Annotated in this window: 16 protein-coding genes and 1 pseudogene; 6 read left to right on the top strand and 11 right to left on the bottom strand. The window is 57.8% G+C overall.

The window, feature by feature from the left end; genetic code table 11:
* The first annotated feature begins 282 nt into the window (after positions 1 to 282).
* Positions 283 to 1,101, top strand: coding sequence for a GNAT family N-acetyltransferase (locus tag C8029_RS20660; RefSeq protein ID WP_152003634.1), 819 nt, complete (start codon positions 283 to 285; stop codon positions 1,099 to 1,101).
* 51 nt (positions 1,102 to 1,152) lie between these two features.
* Here C8029_RS20660 and C8029_RS20655 read toward each other — a convergent pair whose 3' ends face one another.
* The 7 genes and pseudogenes from C8029_RS20655 to C8029_RS20625 form a co-directional block, all read right to left on the bottom strand.
* Positions 1,153 to 2,136, bottom strand: coding sequence for an ABC transporter substrate-binding protein (locus tag C8029_RS20655; protein WP_152003633.1), 984 nt, complete (start codon positions 2,134 to 2,136; stop codon positions 1,153 to 1,155).
* A gap of 67 nt (positions 2,137 to 2,203) precedes the next feature.
* Entirely contained in the window at positions 2,204 to 2,980 is a 777-nt protein-coding gene (locus C8029_RS20650; RefSeq protein WP_152003632.1) for an ABC transporter permease, read from the bottom strand.
* Positions 2,977 to 3,845, bottom strand: a pseudogene (locus tag C8029_RS20645) (ABC transporter permease). Before C8029_RS20645 ends, C8029_RS20650 begins: the two are co-directional and overlap by 4 nt.
* Positions 3,842 to 4,270: a GNAT family N-acetyltransferase gene (locus C8029_RS20640; protein WP_152003631.1), complete on the bottom strand. Its 429-nt coding sequence runs from the start codon at positions 4,268 to 4,270 to the stop codon at positions 3,842 to 3,844. Before C8029_RS20640 ends, C8029_RS20645 begins: the two are co-directional and overlap by 4 nt.
* Positions 4,267 to 5,043, bottom strand: a complete 777-nt coding sequence (locus tag C8029_RS20635; protein ID WP_152003630.1) for an ABC transporter ATP-binding protein — start codon at positions 5,041 to 5,043, stop codon at positions 4,267 to 4,269. Before C8029_RS20635 ends, C8029_RS20640 begins: the two co-directional genes overlap by 4 nt.
* 93 nt (positions 5,044 to 5,136) lie before the next feature.
* The gene (gene hydA / locus C8029_RS20630; RefSeq protein WP_152003629.1) at positions 5,137 to 6,591 is read right to left on the bottom strand and encodes a dihydropyrimidinase; all 1,455 of its coding nucleotides are present in this window, start codon (positions 6,589 to 6,591) and stop codon (positions 5,137 to 5,139) included.
* 106 nt (positions 6,592 to 6,697) lie between these two features.
* Positions 6,698 to 7,948 carry a Zn-dependent hydrolase gene (locus tag C8029_RS20625; RefSeq protein ID WP_152003628.1) on the bottom strand — a complete coding sequence of 417 codons (1,251 nt, stop codon included), beginning with the start codon at positions 7,946 to 7,948 and terminating at the stop codon, positions 6,698 to 6,700.
* Positions 7,949 to 8,289: 341 nt separating this feature from the next.
* Here C8029_RS20625 and C8029_RS20620 point away from each other — a divergent pair, with 341 nt between their 5' ends.
* Together C8029_RS20620 and C8029_RS20615 are read left to right on the top strand one after the other, a co-directional pair.
* A complete protein-coding gene (locus tag C8029_RS20620; RefSeq protein ID WP_100220048.1) occupies positions 8,290 to 8,904 on the top strand; it encodes a TetR family transcriptional regulator C-terminal domain-containing protein in 615 nt (204 codons plus the stop codon).
* Positions 8,905 to 9,238: 334 nt separating this feature from the next.
* Positions 9,239 to 9,688 (top strand): hypothetical protein, encoded by a 450-nt coding sequence (locus tag C8029_RS20615; protein WP_152003627.1) that lies wholly within the window; start codon positions 9,239 to 9,241, stop codon positions 9,686 to 9,688.
* A gap of 258 nt (positions 9,689 to 9,946) precedes the next feature.
* Here C8029_RS20615 and preA read toward each other — a convergent pair whose 3' ends face one another.
* Both preA and C8029_RS20605 read right to left on the bottom strand, forming a co-directional pair.
* On the bottom strand, positions 9,947 to 11,248 hold the full coding sequence (gene preA / locus C8029_RS20610) for an NAD-dependent dihydropyrimidine dehydrogenase subunit PreA (protein ID WP_009570645.1): 1,302 nt from the start codon (positions 11,246 to 11,248) through the stop codon (positions 9,947 to 9,949).
* 3 nt (positions 11,249 to 11,251) lie between these two features.
* Positions 11,252 to 12,589: an NAD(P)-dependent oxidoreductase gene (locus tag C8029_RS20605; RefSeq protein ID WP_152003626.1), complete on the bottom strand. Its 1,338-nt coding sequence runs from the start codon at positions 12,587 to 12,589 to the stop codon at positions 11,252 to 11,254.
* Between the two features lie 280 nt (positions 12,590 to 12,869).
* On the opposite strand from C8029_RS20605, the gene accB reads away from it, so the two are divergent.
* The 3 genes from accB to aat all read left to right on the top strand — a co-directional run bounded on the left by accB (position 12,870) and on the right by aat (position 15,443).
* A complete protein-coding gene (gene accB, locus C8029_RS20600; protein WP_009570647.1) occupies positions 12,870 to 13,355 on the top strand; it encodes an acetyl-CoA carboxylase biotin carboxyl carrier protein in 486 nt (161 codons plus the stop codon).
* Positions 13,356 to 13,367: 12 nt separating this feature from the next.
* Entirely contained in the window at positions 13,368 to 14,714 is a 1,347-nt protein-coding gene (accC, locus tag C8029_RS20595) for an acetyl-CoA carboxylase biotin carboxylase subunit (RefSeq protein WP_009570648.1), read from the top strand.
* 84 nt (positions 14,715 to 14,798) lie between these two features.
* Positions 14,799 to 15,443: a leucyl/phenylalanyl-tRNA--protein transferase gene (gene aat / locus C8029_RS20590; RefSeq protein ID WP_040401886.1), complete on the top strand. Its 645-nt coding sequence runs from the start codon at positions 14,799 to 14,801 to the stop codon at positions 15,441 to 15,443.
* Here aat and C8029_RS20585 read toward each other — a convergent pair.
* Both C8029_RS20585 and mlaD read right to left on the bottom strand, forming a co-directional pair.
* Positions 15,407 to 15,946, bottom strand: coding sequence for a DUF2155 domain-containing protein (locus tag C8029_RS20585; RefSeq protein WP_009570650.1), 540 nt, complete (start codon positions 15,944 to 15,946; stop codon positions 15,407 to 15,409). The genes aat and C8029_RS20585 overlap by 37 nt on opposite strands.
* A complete protein-coding gene (gene mlaD / locus C8029_RS20580; RefSeq protein WP_009570651.1) occupies positions 15,943 to 16,419 on the bottom strand; it encodes an outer membrane lipid asymmetry maintenance protein MlaD in 477 nt (158 codons plus the stop codon). Before mlaD ends, C8029_RS20585 begins: the two co-directional genes overlap by 4 nt.
* Positions 16,420 to 16,444 lie beyond the last annotated feature (25 nt).

Here is a 16,444-nt window from a genome sequence, read left to right as displayed (position 1 = left end):
AGCAATTCGTTGTATCAAAAAGCCTAAGACAACGGTTTATGGCACAAACAAGGTCGCCCTTCCGGGCGGCCTTTTTCATGCGCTTAGCACCGGCTTGCGCCCCACCCGGCGCTTGGCTTTGGGACATCTTACTCCATTTGTCTTGATCGGCTCAGACAGCAGAATTTGAGTATTTTCGCTGCCATGAAAAGGCTTTGTTAACGATGTTTGCCACATATTCCGCGCATGGATGTGCGACAGATCAGCGAGTGCGCCACATGGGAGGCGCTGGCGGACAGGGTGATGGCACCCTTGCCGCAGCGCTGGATTTATGGCGAAACTGCAAAACGATTGGGGCGCGAGGTTCGCAGGCTTTGCATTTTTGATGACACGGGACCGATTGCCACACCGATTGCCATCGCGCAGATCGTTATGCGCACAAAATTTGGCATGCGAACATCTTTACTCACCCGTGGCCCGCTGTTTCTACCAGAGTGTCCCCAGCATATCCAACGCGCCGCGCTCACATCTGTGCGCCGCGCCCTGCCCTTTGGCGTTCACCTGATGACCTGCGAGACGCGGCTCAGGCGGATCGGCCTGACTGCTGCCCCTGAGGTGGTGGAACTGGACCTCTCGCAAGAGCTTGCGAGTCTGCGCGCCGGGATGCATGGCAAATGGCGCAATGCCTTGAAAAATGCCGAGAGTACGCGGCTGAAAGTGGCGCAGTTGCAGCCGTCGCCCGGCGTGCTGATGCCGCTGTTGCGCACTGAAAAAAGCCGGCAGGCGAAGGGGCGGTACCGCGGATTGCCACCCGAATTCATGCTGGCTGTGCAAGACGTTGCGCCCAAATCTCTGCGGCTGTTCAGCGCCTCGGATGCGCAGATGTTGTTTGTCATTCATGGCACCAGCGCCAGCTATCAAATCGGCCACACCGGCTCTGAGGGACGCGCGCTGAATGCACATAACCTGATCCTTTGGGAGGCGATCCAACGTTTGAAATCCGAGGGCGTCCTGCGACTTGATCTTGGCACATTGGACCGGAACAAAGCGCCCGATTTGGCCCGGTTTAAGTTGCGCAGCGGTGCCCAGGCGCGTCACCTCGCCCCGGCAGCACTGATGTAAAAGGCCGCGCAAAGATTCCCCTGCGCGGCCTTTCTGATCATGACGTCGGACTTATTTCATCGCAGCATCGGTGATCTCAAGTGTATAAGCCCCCATTGGTTCTTTGGTGATGACCGGATCGGAGCCGCCCGACAGCAACGAGGCCACCGTGCGCTCATAATCGGCCACATCCAAAGAGCCGTCGGAGCCGTCGAGCAGTTTTGCCACTTCGGTCATCATGCGGACCTGATGGGTCATCGTCTGCGCGCCGGTTTCGTCATAGTCCAACACGATTTCCGCGGCCTCTTCCGGGTTGGCGGCGGCATAGGTCCAGCCCTCCATCGAGGCTTTCACAAAGCGTGCCATTTTGTCTTTAAACGCCTCATCCGTCAGGCTGTCTTCGAGCACATAAAGACCGTCTTCGAGTGTGGCGACACCTTGGTCTTCGTATTTAAAGGTGATCAGATCGTCGGCGGAAATGCCCGCGTCAATCACCTGCCAATACTCGTTATAGGTCATGGTGGAGATACAGGCGGCCTGTTTTTGCAACAGCGGATCGACGTTGAACCCCTGTTTCAAAACGGTCACGCCGCCCTCGGAGCCATCGGTCGCGAGGCCCAATTTGCCCATCCACGACAGAAACGGATATTCGTTGCCGTAGAACCAAACACCAAGCGTTTTGCCGGGGAAATCTTCGGGGCCGGTGATGCCACTTTCTTTGAGACAGGTCAGCATCATGCCAGAGGATTTGTACGGCTGGGCGATGTTCACAACCGGCGCGCCGTTTTCACGCGCGGCCAAGGCCGAAGGCATCCAATCGACCATCACATCGGCCCCGCCGCCGAGCAAAACCTGCACAGGGGCCACATCCGGGCCACCCGGTTTGATCGTCACGTTCAGGTCTTCGGCCTCATAAAACCCTTTTTCCAGAGCCACATAGTAGCCGGCGAATTGCGCCTGCGTGACCCATTTGAGTTGCAGCGTCACATCATCGGCGGCAAAGGCGCCAGAGCTCATAGCGGCCAGAGCGGCAGCGCTCGTCAGTAGCTTTTTCATCGAAATACAACCTCCAAGTTGTCGGTAATGCCGGGAGTTTGTCCCCCGGTTCATCGTCTTTGCGGGATCACCCGCGTTGTGATGGGTGCCAGAAGGTCACCCGTTTCTCGATGGCCGACACGATCCCGTAAAGGGCCGTTCCGGTCACCGCGGACACGACAATTTCAGCCCAAACCATATCGGTTGCCAAGCGTCCCATCTCTGTCGAGATGCGAAAGCCCATGCCCCGGATGGGAGAGCCGAAATATTCAGCAACAATCGCCCCGATCAGCGCCAAAGAAGTGGCGATTTTGAGGCCATTGAACAAAAACGGCAGCGCCGCAGGGCCGCGTAATTTCAACAGTGTTTGTGTATGCGAGGCGGCGTAAGTGCGCATCAAATCCCGCTGCATCGTGTCCACTGCGGCCAAACCACCCAGCATGTTCACCAGCATCGGGAAAAATACCATCACCGCAACCACCGCCGCCTTTGAGTGCCAATCAAAGCCGAACCACATCACCATGATCGGCGCGAGGCCGACGATGGGCAATGCGGCAAAGAAATTGGCGACAGGCAACAGCCCGCGTTTCAAAAACACAAATCGGTCGATGATCACGGCCAAGATCAGCGCCGCCAATGTGCCCATCCAAAGCCCATTGAGCGCACCTTTGACGACGGTTTGCACCCAGTCTTCCCAAAGCGTCGGTCCAGAGGACAGGATCGCGGCAAAAATGGCCGAGGGCGGTGGCAAGATTGCGGGAGAGACACCGAACAGGCGCACGCCAAACTCCCACAAAGCAAGGACCAAAACCCCGAAGCCCAGCGGCCAAAGCACCTGTTCGGCGCGTGTGTCCAAGCGGCTCATAGCGCGCGCCCTCCCATGAGATGCCGAGCGGCTTTTTCAAAGCTGCCGACGAGGAAAATCAAAAGACCGGCCAAGATCGCCGCGGCAAACAGCGCCGCCCACATGATCATCGGCTCGCCAAACTGCGATCCGATCAACATCCGCGCACCAAGCCCGGAGATCGCGCTGGTCGACAATTCCGCCACCACCGCGCCGACGAAAGACGCGGCCACCGCCACTTTGAGCGAGGCAAAGAAATAGGGCATAGATGAGGCAAGCGCAGTTTCCAAAACACGTCGTTTTGGCGCGCGCCATAGGTGCGCAACAGGTCAAGCTGCATCTGATCCGGGCTGGTTAAGCCTTTGACCATACTCACCAAAACCGGATAAAAACTAAGATAGGCGGCGATGATGGCCTTGGGCACCATTAAAGTCCCGGTCCCCACCGCATTCGAGAGCACGACAATAATCGGCGCAAGCGCGACAATCGGAATGGTCTGAGAAATGATCGCCCAAGGCATCAAAGTCAGTCGCCCGACCCGACTCAACACGATCACCGTGGCCAGAGCCACACCGATGACAATGCCAAAGACAAACCCCAAAAGCGTGGTTTTGAGCGTGATCATGCCCTGATAGACCATCGAGCGTTTCGAGGTGATTTTCTTCTCGACCGTGGTGTTCCACAGCTCGCTGGCGATCTGATGCGGTGCGGGCAAAAGCGGGCGCGATTGCTGCATCGTATCACTGAGCAGATCGGAAAACGTCACCTCCGTGCCCGCCCGTGCGGCTTGGTCATAGGTCCAGGTGCTGTTCATTTTAAACGCGGCACCGTACCAGATCACGATCAGTGCAAGCACGATGGTAACGATGGGGAGGATGTTTTTCATGCGCGCCACTCCATCCGATATTGCGCCGGTTCGCCTTCGGCTTCTGGTGCAATTTCTCCAGCAATCTCAAAACCTTCACGCAGGTAAAACCGATGCGCCGCGATGTTCGGTTGATGGGTTTGCAACCATAAAAAATCACGCCCGGCTTTGGCGGTATCAACCAACGCTTTGCCAATCCCCTGTCCCTGACGATCGCAATAAAGCGCGCCAATCTTTTGGGTTGCGGCATCAATGGACATATAGGCCACGACCGGATCACCCGCGACATAGATCTGACGGTGATCAAACACCTCGTCGATCATCCCGATGACATCACTCTCAATCGTGCCGTCCGGCATCCACTCTGTTGCGGCTTCCCAAGCCACGACAATGCGCGCCATGGCCGGAATATCTGCGCGGGTGGCGCGTCTGATCTCAATTGTCATGCGTCATGCCCCGCGCGCAGGCCCTCACGCACCCGATGGGCGATTTTGATAAACTCTTCGCTGTCGCGAATGTCCAAAGGCCGATCTGGTGGCAGGGTCGATTCAATCACATCGGTGATCCGCCCCGGACGCGGGCTCATCACCACGATCTTGGTCGACAGATACACCGCCTCCGGGATCGAATGGGTGACGAAACCGATGGTTTTTTGCGTCGCGGCCCAGAGTTTCAACAACTCTTCATTGAGCTTGTCGCGCACGATCTCATCCAGCGCGCCAAACGGTTCGTCCATCAACAAAATATCGGCGTCAAAGGCCAGCGCGCGGGCAATGGACGCCCGTTGTTGCATCCCGCCGGAGAGCTGCCATGGGAATTTTTTGCCAAATCCGCGCAGATCGACCAGATCCAGAACCCGATCAATATGGCCTTTCCACTCCGATTTCGGAAAGCCCATGATCTCCAGCGGCAATTGGATATTGCCGCGAATGGTGCGCCATGGATAAAGCCCCGCCGCTTGAAAGACATAGCCATAAGCCCTTGATTTACGGGCTTCTTCCGGGGTCATCCCATTGACGGTCAAACGCCCGCCCGTCGGCGTTTCAAGCCCGGCGATACAGCGCAAAAACGTCGTCTTGCCGCAGCCCGATGGCCCGATAAAAGAGACGAAATCGCCCTTGTTGATCTCAAGATTCACATTCTTGAGCGCATGAACCGGCCCATCATTGGTCTGGAACGTCAGGTCCACGCCTTTGGCGTCAATCACTGGCTTTTTCATTCTATATTTTCCCTCGCTCTGGCGCTTATGCTGGAGCAATCCCTGTTGGCGGGCGGGCCGTTGTTCGGCCCTGCCCTTTTTGTTTTCAAGACTTTAGACGCCCGTCACCGGAATGCCCGTGCGCGCCACAGGGCGCGGGGCGGACAGTTCTTTCCATTTTGAGAGCGCCCTGTTCACCGTCGCATTGGCATCGCGGGCAACGAATTCACCATGGCCCTCTTTCGCCTTCAACTCGCCCCTATCGACCGCAACATAGCCGCGGGTCAAAACGTACCGCGGCAAGGCCGTGACTTCGATGCCCTCGAACACGTTGTAATCAATCGCGGAGGCTTGCGTATCCGCCGAAATCACTTTGGACATCGACGGGTCCATCACCACAATATCCGCATCCGCCCCGACCAGGATCGCGCCCTTTTTCGGGTAACAATTCAAAATCTTAGCGATGTTGGTTGAGGTCACGGCAACGAATTCATTCATCGTGATCCGCCCGGTCTCGACGCCCATGGTCCACAGCACCGGAAGCCGATCCTCAAGCCCGCCCGTGCCGTTCGGGATCTTGGAAAAATCACCGAGGCCATAACGTTTTTGATCGGTGGTAAAGGCGCAGTGATCGGTGGCGACACAGGACAGAGTGCCCGACGCGAGACCGGCCCAAAGGCTATCCTGATGTTTTTTGTTGCGGAACGGCGGCGACATCACCCGGCGTGCGGCGTGGTCCCAATCTTCGTTGAAATATTCCGTCTCGTCCAAGACCAAATGCTGGATCAAAGGCTCACCCCAGACCCGTTTGCCGTTCATTTTCGCCCGGCGGATCGCCTCATGCGCCTCTTCGCACGAGGTGTGCACAACGTAAAGCGGCGCGCCCGCCATATCGGCCAACATGATCGCGCGGTTGGTGGCTTCGCCCTCCACCTGCGGCGGACGCGAATAGGCGTGGGCCTCGGGGCCGGTGTTGCCTTCGGCCAAAAGCTGTGCCGTGAGTTCCGCGACCACATCGCCATTCTCGGCATGGACAAGCGGCGTCGCGCCCAATTCGGCGCAGCGCTTGAACGAGGCGTAAAGCTCATCGTCATTCACCATCAACGCGCCCTTATAGGCGAGGAAGTGTTTGAATGTATTGATACCTTTTTCCTCGGTGATGAGTTTCATCTCATCAAACACCTGCTCGCCCCACCATGTGATCGCCATATGATAGGAATAATCACAAGCCGCCTGCCCGGATTTGTTGTCCCAGACCTTGAGACTGTCGAGCAGGCTTTCCCCCGGACTCGGCAAGCAGAAATCCACCACCATCGTCGTCCCCCCCGCCAAAGCGGCGCGGGTGCCAGAGGCGAAATCATCGGCGGAATAGGTGCCCATAAACGGCATTTCGAGATGCGTGTGCGGGTCAATCCCGCCCGGCATCACAAAACACCCGGTCGCGTCCAAAATCTCATCGCCTGTCAGGTCTGGCCCGATCTCAACAATCACGCCATCTTCGATTTTCACATCGGCCTTATAGGTCAAATCGGCGGTGACAACCGTGCCGCCTTTGATCACCTTGCTCATGACTTCACTCCTTGTTGCTCGGACGAGGCCGCGCGCGCCTCAGTCTTCTTTTGTCTTTAAATATCCTCGGGAGCACGAGGGGCGAGCCCCTCGTCCCTGCCCGCCCTCAGTCCACAATCTGAGCCGTTTCCAAAACCGCATGCAACAACACATCGGTGCCCGCCGCCGCCCATGCCGGGCTGATCTCTTCGGCCTCATTGTGCGACAGACCGTCCACACAGGGGCACATGATCATCGCGGTCGGGGCAACATCGTTGATCCAACAGGCATCGTGCCCCGCACCGGAGACGATATCCATATGGCTATAGCCCAACCGTTCGGCGGCATTGCGGACCGCACCGACCAAGGTCTCATCAAAGGCAGGTGGTTCGAATTGGCCGGAAATTTCTGAGCTGAACGTGACCCCGATCTCCTCACAGAGTTGTGGCGCGCGCTCATAATACTCCGCCTCCATCGCATGCAAGACCTCCGGTAAATGCGAGCGGAAATCGACGGTGAACACCACCTTTCCGGGTATCACATTGCGCGAATTGGGATAGACGTCGATATGGCCGATGGCACCCACCGCGCCCGGCTGATGTTTCATCGCGATCTCATGGACCAATTCGGTCAACAGGGCCAAACCGCGTCCGGCGTTTTTGCGCATATGCATCGGCGTCGAGCCGGTGTGGCTGTCCTTGCCCTCGACCGTACATTCAATCCAACGCAGGCCCTGCCCATGGGTGACGACGCCAATGTCCTTGCCCTCGGCCTCCAAAATCGGGCCCTGTTCGATGTGTAATTCGAACATCGCATGCATCTTGCGCGCGCCGACGGGTTCGTCCCCGACCCAGCCGATCCGTTTCAATTCATCACCAAATTTCAACCCCTTGGCATCCACACGATCATAGGCCCAATCTTGTTCATGCTTGCCCGCGAACACGCCGGAGGCCAGCATGGCGGGGGCAAAACGGGTGCCCTCTTCGTTGGTCCAGTTGGTCAACACGATCGGGTGTTTGGTCTTGATGCCCAGATCATTCATCGTGCGCACGGCCTCTAATCCGCCCAGCACGCCCAAAATGCCATCGTATTTGCCGCCCGTCGGCTGCGTGTCCAGATGCGAGCCCATGTAAACCGGCAGCGCGTCCGGGTCCGTGCCCGCGCGCGTCATGAACATATTGCCCATGCTGTCGACGCCCATGGTCATCCCTGCCGCTTCGCACCAAGTCTGAAACAAGGCGCGGCCTTGGGCATCCTCATCGGTCAGAGTCTGGCGATTGTTGCCACCCGCGACCCCAGGGCCGATCTTGGCCATCTCCATGAGGCTCTCCCAAAGGCGTTCGGAATTGATTTTGAGGTTCTCGCCGGGTGCCGACATGGATCTTTCCTTTCGTTCATCAAATCGTTTGGGCGATGGACCCGCCCGCCTGTGCGCTGCATGTTCCTGATCACCGCCCTGGTCACCATCTTGATTGCAGTCTGCTCAGGCGGTGCGCGCGTTGCATCCCCTGTGACCTACCCTCAGCAGATTTGACCATTCGGTCAAGAGAAACACTAACAGCACTGTTCAGCCACAAAACCGTACATGTGCCAAAAAACCATGCAAACGGATCACAAGTCCGGTTTTAAGGCGATTCCCCCTTCGGTTTGGCGTTTTTTTTAGCAATTATAGACAGACTAACGCGAGAGGATCGGGGGCGGATGAGAATCGAACCAAAAATGCCGGGACGGCAACCACGCACAAGAATACAAAAAAAGAACACGGAGACCATATTAGAAGCCGCTTTAGAGGTGTTTTCTCAACATGGGTTTCGCGGGGCAACGCTGGATCAAATCGCCAAGGCCGCAGGTTTGTCCAAACCCAATCTGCTCTACTATTTCCCCTCGAAAGTCGCCATTCACCGCGCCTTGATCGACGGGTTGATGAAAACCTGGCTCGATCCTTTGCGTGAAATGAAGGCAGATGGCGATCCTGTCGAGGAAGTCATTGCCTATGTTTTGCGCAAATTGGAGATGGCGCGGGAGTTCCCGCGTGAAAGCCGCCTATTTGCCAATGAGATCGTGCAAGGCGCGCCAAACATCATGGACAAGATCGAAGGTGAGCTGAAAAATCTGGTCGAAGAAAAGGCGGCGGTGATCGAAGGCTGGATTGAACAGGGTAAAATCGCGCCGTGCAATCCCTATCACCTGATCTTTTCGATCTGGTCCACGACGCAACATTACGCCGATTTCGACGCCCAAATCCGGGGCATTCTGCACCCGGAGGGGGACGCGCATTTTGAACAGGCGCGACATCATTTGGAAACCCTGTTCCGCCGGATGTTGACGCCATAAAGGATTTGGAAACCAAGTCGCGCCACCTTGAGGCGCGACAGGATGAATCGTGTTAACCAAAAGCAAATATTTCTGTGGGTCTTAACCCTTGGAAAACCATAATCCGTTATAAAGGGCAATGTGGGGGCTCCTGAAAAGAAGGAGCACGAGCATGACCAATGTAGCGGGAGTGCCAGCCTTTGGGGGAGGTGGTTTTGCCTTTAGACAGCCACCCGATCCGCCAAGGCCCGCTGTGCCTCAGGTCGCTCAAACGGCGACAGATGGCTCAGCAACATTTACAAAAGGGAACGAACTTCCCGGCCAGAACGGCAGCAAATACACCAAAAGTGACCCTGTGAGCGACACCGCGAATGATGCGGCGGCGCCCAAATCAACGGATGCCAAATCTGAGGCGCAGAATCGGATCAAAGAAGATCTGCCAAAAGACATTCTGACCGGGCCTACGCCCGCGTTTCAGGCCTCAGTTCTTGAGGTCGAAAGCGATCTGCGCAATGTCATTGCCCAGTTCGAAGCCCGGCGCAATCAGGTCAGCGATGGGGCCGCCATTTCGGCCACGCCGCGTGGGTCTGAAGCCCGTTCGCAGGCCGCGCAGCCTTTGACATCAGAACGCACGGGGGCTGAAACCCACCACGCCGCCGTCGCAGACGCGACACAGGCCGAGGCGCAAAAAGACGCAACAGAGGCCACGCAGGCCTTGGTGCAGACCTCATCGGAGGCGATGGACCCCGAGACCCGCTATGCCGGTCCGGCGGCCAACCCGCGTAGCCCGTACGATCCGGTCTAATCTACAGCCCGCGTCAGGATGGTGCGGCCTAAGCATATGATATTTTGATGTTTTCTTGACTAGGGCTTCAACCCGGCAGGATATTCACACCGCGCGTGGCCGGTCAGGACACGCGCAGGGTGGCGCTTTGCCCACTCGGTGCGTGAAATCCGCGCGAGATCACATCATCCAAAGTTCTGGACAGGTAAGGTCTGTCCAGGCCGAATGAACTGTGCGCATCGGGACCCGCCCGATGCGCACTTTATTCTTCATTATGTTTCATTCCGCCGAAATGGCAGCCACATTGTTGGGATGCGTGGTCCAGTTGGCATAGTCGCCAACGGGTTTGCCCGTGCGTTCATCCACCTCACCTTTGTCCAATGTTTTCATGGTGATACAGCCCTCAACCGGGCAGACATTGACACAAAGGTTACAGGCCACGCATTCGTCATCCATGACGGTGAACACCCGGTCCGGCGACATCGAAATCGCTTGGTGCGAGGTGTCTTCGCAGGCGGCATAACAGCGCCCGCAATTGATGCAATCGTCCTGATTGATCACCGCTTTGGTCACATGGTTGAGATTGAGATACTGCCAATCGGTGACATTTGGCACCGCGCGGCCGGAAATCTCCGCGACGGAGGTGAATCCCTTTTCATCCATGTATTGCGACAGGCCGGAGATCATTTCTTCAACGATTTTAAACCCATAGGTCATCGCGGCGGTACAGACCTGAACGTTCGATGCGCCCAGGGCCAGGAATTCCGCCGCATCGCGCCATGTGGTCACGCCGCCGATCCCCGAGATCGGCAGGTTTGCCGTGGCCGGATTGCGGGCAATCTCCGCGACCATATTCAACGCAATCGGTTTCACCGCCGGGCCGCAATAGCCGCCATGGGTGCCTTTGCCGTCGATCATCGGTTCGGGCGCAAAGCTATCGAGGTTGACCGAGGTGATCGAATTGATCGTGTTGATCAGCGACACAGCATCCGCGCCGCCACGCAGCGCCGCCTCGGCGGGCAAAATGATATTGGTGATGTTCGGCGTCAGCTTGACAATCACCGGCAAACCCGTTGCCTCTTTGCACCAGCGCGTCACCATTTCGATATACTCGGGCACCTGCCCCACGGCCGCGCCCATGCCGCGTTCGGCCATGCCATGCGGACAGCCAAAGTTCAGCTCAAACCCGTCACAGCCGGTTTCGGCGATGCGCGGGATAATGCTTTTCCAGCTTTCGGCGTCACACGGCACCATGACCGAGGCGATCAGCGCCCGATCCGGGAAATCCTTTTTGACGCGGGTCATTTCCTCAAGGTTGACCTCAAGCGGACGGTCGGTGATCAGTTCGATGTTGTTGAGACCCAAAAGACGGCGATCCGCGCCATGAATGGCCCCGTAACGCGGACCGTTGACGTTGACCACGGGCGGGCCTTCTTCGCCCAAGGTCTTCCAAACCACCCCGCCCCATCCGGCCTCAAAGGCGCGACGGACGTTATATTCTTTGTCGGTGGGCGGCGCGGAGGCCAACCAAAACGGGTTCGGAGAGGTGATACCGCAGAATGTGCTTGTGAGATCGGCCATGTCTTAGCCCTCCATAAGGCTGGCGTGAATGTCTTCGGCCGCATCGCGACCCTCGGCAACGGCGGTGACGGTCAGGTCTTCGCCGCCAGAGGCACAATCGCCCCCGGCCCAAACCCCCGCCATCGAGGTACGCCCCGTAGCGGACACGGCGATTTTGCCGCCCTCGATTTTGATCCCCTCAGGCGCCCCCACAAGGGTCTGCCCGATGGCTTTGAACACCTGATCCGCGGCCAGACGGAAGGTCTCGCCCGTCCCCGTCAGCTTGCCATCGACCTCTTGAGTGAATTCAAATTCCATCTCGGCACAGGACCCATTGCCATGCACGGCCACAGGCGAGGCGTTATAGATGATCTGCACGCCTTTCGAGGTCGCAAGCTCCTGTTCATACTCAGAAGCCGACATCCGGTCTTTGCCGCGGCGATAGACGATGGTGACGTTTTGCGCGCCCAAAAGTTTGGATTGCACCCCGGCGTCCACGGCGGTCATGCCGCCGCCGATCACCACCACGTTACGGCCCACGGGCAGGGTTGAGAGGTCGGTGGATTGGCGAAGATCGGCGATGAAATCCACCGCGTCCAACACGCCCTCCTTGTCCACACCTTCGGCCCGCAACGCATTGACGCCCGCGAGACCGATGGCCAAAAACACCGCATCATAGTCGTCTTGCAGCGCGGCAAGCGTCAGCCCCTCGCCCAGCTTTTTGCCATGCTCGACGGTGATCCCGCCGATCTGCAACAACCAATCAACCTCGCTTTGGGCAAACCCGCCCGGCGCTTTGTAGGACGCGATGCCATATTCATTGAGCCCGCCAGATTTCGGACGCGCCTCAAACATCACCACATCATGGCCTTTCATCGCCAAACGATGCGCGGCGGACAGGCCCGCAGGCCCGGCACCGACCACGGCAACGGTCTTGCCAGTGGCCTCTGCGCGGGCAAAGGGATGGGCGTTTTTCGCCATCAGCGTGTCGGTGGCATAGCGCTGCAACCGACCGATTTCGACCGGCTTGCCTTCCGCCTTTTCACGCACACAGGCCTCTTCGCACAAGGTTTCCGTCGGACAGACCCGCGCGCACATGCCGCCCAGAATATTCTGTTCGAAAATCGTCCTTGCCGCCGCCTCCGGCGTTCCCGTGGCGATCTGGCGAATAAACAATGGCACGTCGATCGAGGTCGGACATGCGGTCATGCACGGCGCATCATGGCAAAAATAACACCGGTCCGAGGCCACAAGCGCCTCGTGATGGTCTAAAACCGGATGCAAATCGGAAAACTGTGCGGTATAGCTTTCCGCCGGCAGGCGCCCTGCGGCGATTGCGGGCGTCATCGGACTGTTGGACATCGGGCTCGCTCCCTGTTAGCTGGCTTTTGTTGGTGTCAGGGTGGCAGGGTTGATTTTTTTATCAAGTGGTAAAATTTATCAACCCGTTATTTTCGAACCTTTCAGGCCTCTCACGCCAAAGAATGATGCGCGAACGCCCAAATCATAGGCAAAGTTTGCGGCACTCCCCCTTGATCGGAGGCCGATATCGGGTTTTCACGCAGCGTAACAACGCCTATATACGAACGATATGAACAACAGCCCGCTTTTAATGACGGGCGGCAGAAACCGAGTTGAACACATGACCAAGCAAAACGACGCCGACGTGGCTTTCATTCAGGCTCTCGCCGAACTGCTGACCGCAAATGACCTCTCCGAAGTGGAAGTCATGCGCGAATATGGCGACAACGACAGCCTCAATGTCCGCGTCAGCCGTGCCCTACCGCAGATGATTCAGACGGTCGCCGCACCAGCCCCCGTGGCCGCACCCGCAGCTCCTGCCGCTGCCATGGCCGCCCCGGTTGTGGCCGCCGCTGCCGATCCGGCCAATGATCCAAACGCTCTGGCCTCGCCGATGGTGGGCACTGCCTATCTGGCGGCCGAACCGGGCGCTGCCCCTTTCGCCAAGATCGGCGATCAGGTGTCCGAAGGTCAAACCGTTTTGATCATCGAAGCGATGAAAACCATGAACCACATCCCGGCGCCGAAATCCGGCACCGTCAAACGCATCCTCGTTGAAGATGGCACTCCGGTCGAATTCGGCGCTCCGCTGATGATCATCGAATAAGGGATCTGATCCATGTTCGATAAAATCCTCATCGCCAACCGTGGCGAGATTGCCCTTCGGGTGATCCGCGCCTGCCGCGAGATGGGCATCCAATCCGTTGCGGTGCATTCCACCGCCGACGCGGATGCGATGCATGTGCGCATGGCCGACGAAGCCGTTTGTATCGGCCCTAATTCGTCGACCCTCTCCTATCTCTCTTTCCCCGCGATCATCGCCGCCTGTGAAATCACCGGCGCGCAGGCTATCCATCCGGGCTATGGGTTTCTCTCTGAAAACGCCGCCTTTGTGCAGATCGTCGAAGATCACGGGCTGAGTTTCATTGGACCGTCGGCGGAACACATTCGTCAGATGGGCGACAAAATCACCGCCAAGGAAACCGCCGAACGTTTGGGCATTCCGATTGTTCCGGGTTCCAAAGGCGGCGTGCCGGACGTGGAGAGCGCCAAAAAAGCCGCCGCCGAGATGGGTTATCCGGTCATCATCAAAGCCACCGCCGGTGGTGGCGGGCGCGGCATGAAAGTGGCGCTGAGTGAGGCCGAGCTTGAAGTCGCCTTCCGCACCGCGCGCTCCGAATCCAAAGCCGCTTTTGGCAATGACGAGGTCTATATGGAGAAATATCTCCAAAAGCCGCGTCACATCGAAGTGCAGGTCTTTGGCGACGGCCAGGGTGGCGGCGTCCATTTGGGCGAACGCGATTGCTCGCTGCAACGGCGCCACCAGAAAGTATTTGAGGAAGCCCCCGGCCCCTCGATTTCCCCCGAAGAACGTGCCCGCATTGGCGGTATCTGCGCCAAGGCCATCGCTGAGATGGGCTACAAAGGCGCGGGCACCATCGAGTTCCTCTATGAAGATGGCGAGTTCTATTTCATCGAAATGAACACCCGCCTTCAGGTTGAGCACCCGGTGACCGAAGCAATTTTCCGTCAAGACCTCGTGCGCGAACAAATTCGTGTGGCTGCGGGCGAAAAACTGTCCTTCAGCCAGGAGGATTTGCTGCTCGATGGTCATGCCATCGAAGTGCGGATCAACGCCGAAAAACTGCCGAATTTCACCCCCTGCCCCGGCAAAATCACCCAGTATCACGCTCCCGGCGGTCTGGGTGTCCGGATGGATTCGGCGCTGTATGATGGCTACTCCATTCCGCCCTATTACGACAGTTTGATCGGCAAACTGATCGTACATGGCCGCGACCGCCCCGAAGCTTTGGCACGTCTCAAACGCGCCTTGGGTGAATTGATCGTCGATGGTGTCGATACCACGATCCCGCTGTTTCACGCCCTGCTCGAAGAGAAAGACGTGCAAACTGGCGACTACAACATCCATTGGCTCGAAAAATGGCTTGAGACCAACCTCGGCTAAGGTCTTTGGATCATGTCAAAAAAGGCCGCGCCCCATAGGAGTGCGGCCTTTTCTTTTGCCCAAACTCGCGCCAAAGTCGCCCCCATGGATCACCTTGCCCTCACGCCAGAACTCATCTTGCAGGCCTATGCCAATGGCGTGTTTCCCATGGCCGAGGGGCGCGATGATGATGAGATTTTTTGGGTCGATCCCCGAGCGCGCGGGATCATTCCGCTGGATGGGTTTCACATCTCCCGCTCCTTGGCCAAAGTGATCCGCTCAGGCCACTTTCGAGTCACCTTCAACCATGATTTCGAAGGCGTCATGGAGGGCTGTGCCGATCGCGATGAGACCTGGATCAACGACACGATTTTCGAACTTTACGGCGCGCTGCATGACATGGGCTTTGGGCATTCTTTGGAAATTTGGCAGGGCGAGCGGCTTGTCGGCGGCACCTATGGCCTCACACTCGGCACCGCGTTTTTTGGCGAAAGCATGTTCTCGCGCGCGCCGAATGCCTCAAAGGTCGCGCTGGCCTATATGGTCGCCCGGCTCAAACGCACCGGGTTTACCCTGTTTGACACGCAATTCCTGACGCCGCATCTGGCCTCGCTTGGCGGGATCGAGATCCCACGTGCCGAGTATCGAGACATGCTGCGAAACGCGTTACTGTCGCGCGCCGACATCACTGCGCTGGCGCAAGACCTGACGCCTCAGGACGTGGTGCAGGACAGCGGCCAGATATCGTAACGCTGATGGTCCATTGCATTCAACGCCGGGCTTGAGGCGACCATCCAACCGGAAAAGGCCGGGGCCTCCATGCCCTCGACACGCACCACAAGATAGGCATAGGCATCGCCCGACGGGTTGCCTTTGGGCGAGCGACAATCGCCCAAAAACACCTGAATGCGGCCAAAACTGGCGGTTCCGCCGACATCAAGCGACAGATCTTCAACCGCGCCCGTGAGCTTATCCAGCGCGCGCACCGTGGCACCTGAGGCAGACACCACCTCTTCTTGCAATTCGGTGGTGATGTCTTGCAATTCCTGTTGATAGCCATCGTTGGGCAGGCTTTGCAGATCTTCAAGCGACAAGCCCCCCGTGCCAAACCCGGCCACGTCGCCGTCATCCAAAGGTGTGATCACAATGGAATCCAGATCGGTTTCCAGATCATCGCCAAATCCGGCCTCTTGCGCCGAGATCGGCGTCGAGAGTGACAGCATCAGGATCAAGGCCGGAAGGTGACGCCTCATTCTGTGCTGCTCCCAGAGTCACTTCCTGTGTCGCTTCCGGTGACGAATTTCAACATCAGGTTGATCAGGCTGATCGAGCCTTGGGTGTCAGCGATCACTTGACCATCTTCGAAATTAAACATCGACCCGCCGGGCACAAGCTCGACAAAATTGCCGCCTAATAGCCCCTCAGAGGAAATCAAAGCGGCGGTATCGTCGGGCAAGACCACCGATTTATCAAGCGTGAGCTGCGCCTCAGCGCGGTAAGTCTCGGGGTTGAGATCCAGCGCGGTCACCGTGCCGATTTTCACCCCGGCCAAACGCACATCCGTACCCGCGGAAATACCTTCGGCAGAGCGAAAGGAGGCCGTAAGGTGGTAATCGTCCGTTGCTCCGGAGGCAAAGCCCGTAACCTGTCCGGCATAGATGAGAAAGCCCAGTGCGAGGGCGACAACGCCCGCACCAACGGCAACTTCTGTCATGTTTTCAGACATAAATGGTCCGCCCTTGTTCAGGTTG

Source organism: Roseobacter sp. TSBP12, from assembly GCF_009129705.1.
GTDB classification, from domain to species: Bacteria; Pseudomonadota; Alphaproteobacteria; order Rhodobacterales; family Rhodobacteraceae; genus Celeribacter; species Celeribacter baekdonensis_A.
The sequence above is the reverse complement of the archived record's forward strand: the minus strand, read 5'-3'. Positions and strand labels throughout refer to the sequence as shown.

Coding starts and splice junctions, on each gene's coding strand:
- C8029_RS20660 (WP_152003634.1), top strand. CDS start 283: ATGGCACCCTTGCCGCAGCGCTGGATTTATGGCGAAACTGCAAAACGA.
- C8029_RS20655 (WP_152003633.1), bottom strand. CDS start 2,136: ATGAAAAAGCTACTGACGAGCGCTGCCGCTCTGGCCGCTATGAGCTCT.
- C8029_RS20650 (WP_152003632.1), bottom strand. CDS start 2,980: ATGAGCCGCTTGGACACACGCGCCGAACAGGTGCTTTGGCCGCTGGGC.
- C8029_RS20640 (WP_152003631.1), bottom strand. CDS start 4,270: ATGACAATTGAGATCAGACGCGCCACCCGCGCAGATATTCCGGCCATG.
- C8029_RS20635 (WP_152003630.1), bottom strand. CDS start 5,043: ATGAAAAAGCCAGTGATTGACGCCAAAGGCGTGGACCTGACGTTCCAG.
- hydA (WP_152003629.1), bottom strand. CDS start 6,591: ATGAGCAAGGTGATCAAAGGCGGCACGGTTGTCACCGCCGATTTGACC.
- C8029_RS20625 (WP_152003628.1), bottom strand. CDS start 7,948: ATGTCGGCACCCGGCGAGAACCTCAAAATCAATTCCGAACGCCTTTGG.
- C8029_RS20620 (WP_100220048.1), top strand. CDS start 8,290: ATGCCGGGACGGCAACCACGCACAAGAATACAAAAAAAGAACACGGAG.
- preA (WP_009570645.1), bottom strand. CDS start 11,248: ATGGCCGATCTCACAAGCACATTCTGCGGTATCACCTCTCCGAACCCG.
- C8029_RS20605 (WP_152003626.1), bottom strand. CDS start 12,589: ATGTCCAACAGTCCGATGACGCCCGCAATCGCCGCAGGGCGCCTGCCG.
- accB (WP_009570647.1), top strand. CDS start 12,870: ATGACCAAGCAAAACGACGCCGACGTGGCTTTCATTCAGGCTCTCGCC.
- accC (WP_009570648.1), top strand. CDS start 13,368: ATGTTCGATAAAATCCTCATCGCCAACCGTGGCGAGATTGCCCTTCGG.
- aat (WP_040401886.1), top strand. CDS start 14,799: ATGGATCACCTTGCCCTCACGCCAGAACTCATCTTGCAGGCCTATGCC.
- C8029_RS20585 (WP_009570650.1), bottom strand. CDS start 15,946: ATGAGGCGTCACCTTCCGGCCTTGATCCTGATGCTGTCACTCTCGACG.
- mlaD (WP_009570651.1), bottom strand. CDS start 16,419: ATGTCTGAAAACATGACAGAAGTTGCCGTTGGTGCGGGCGTTGTCGCC.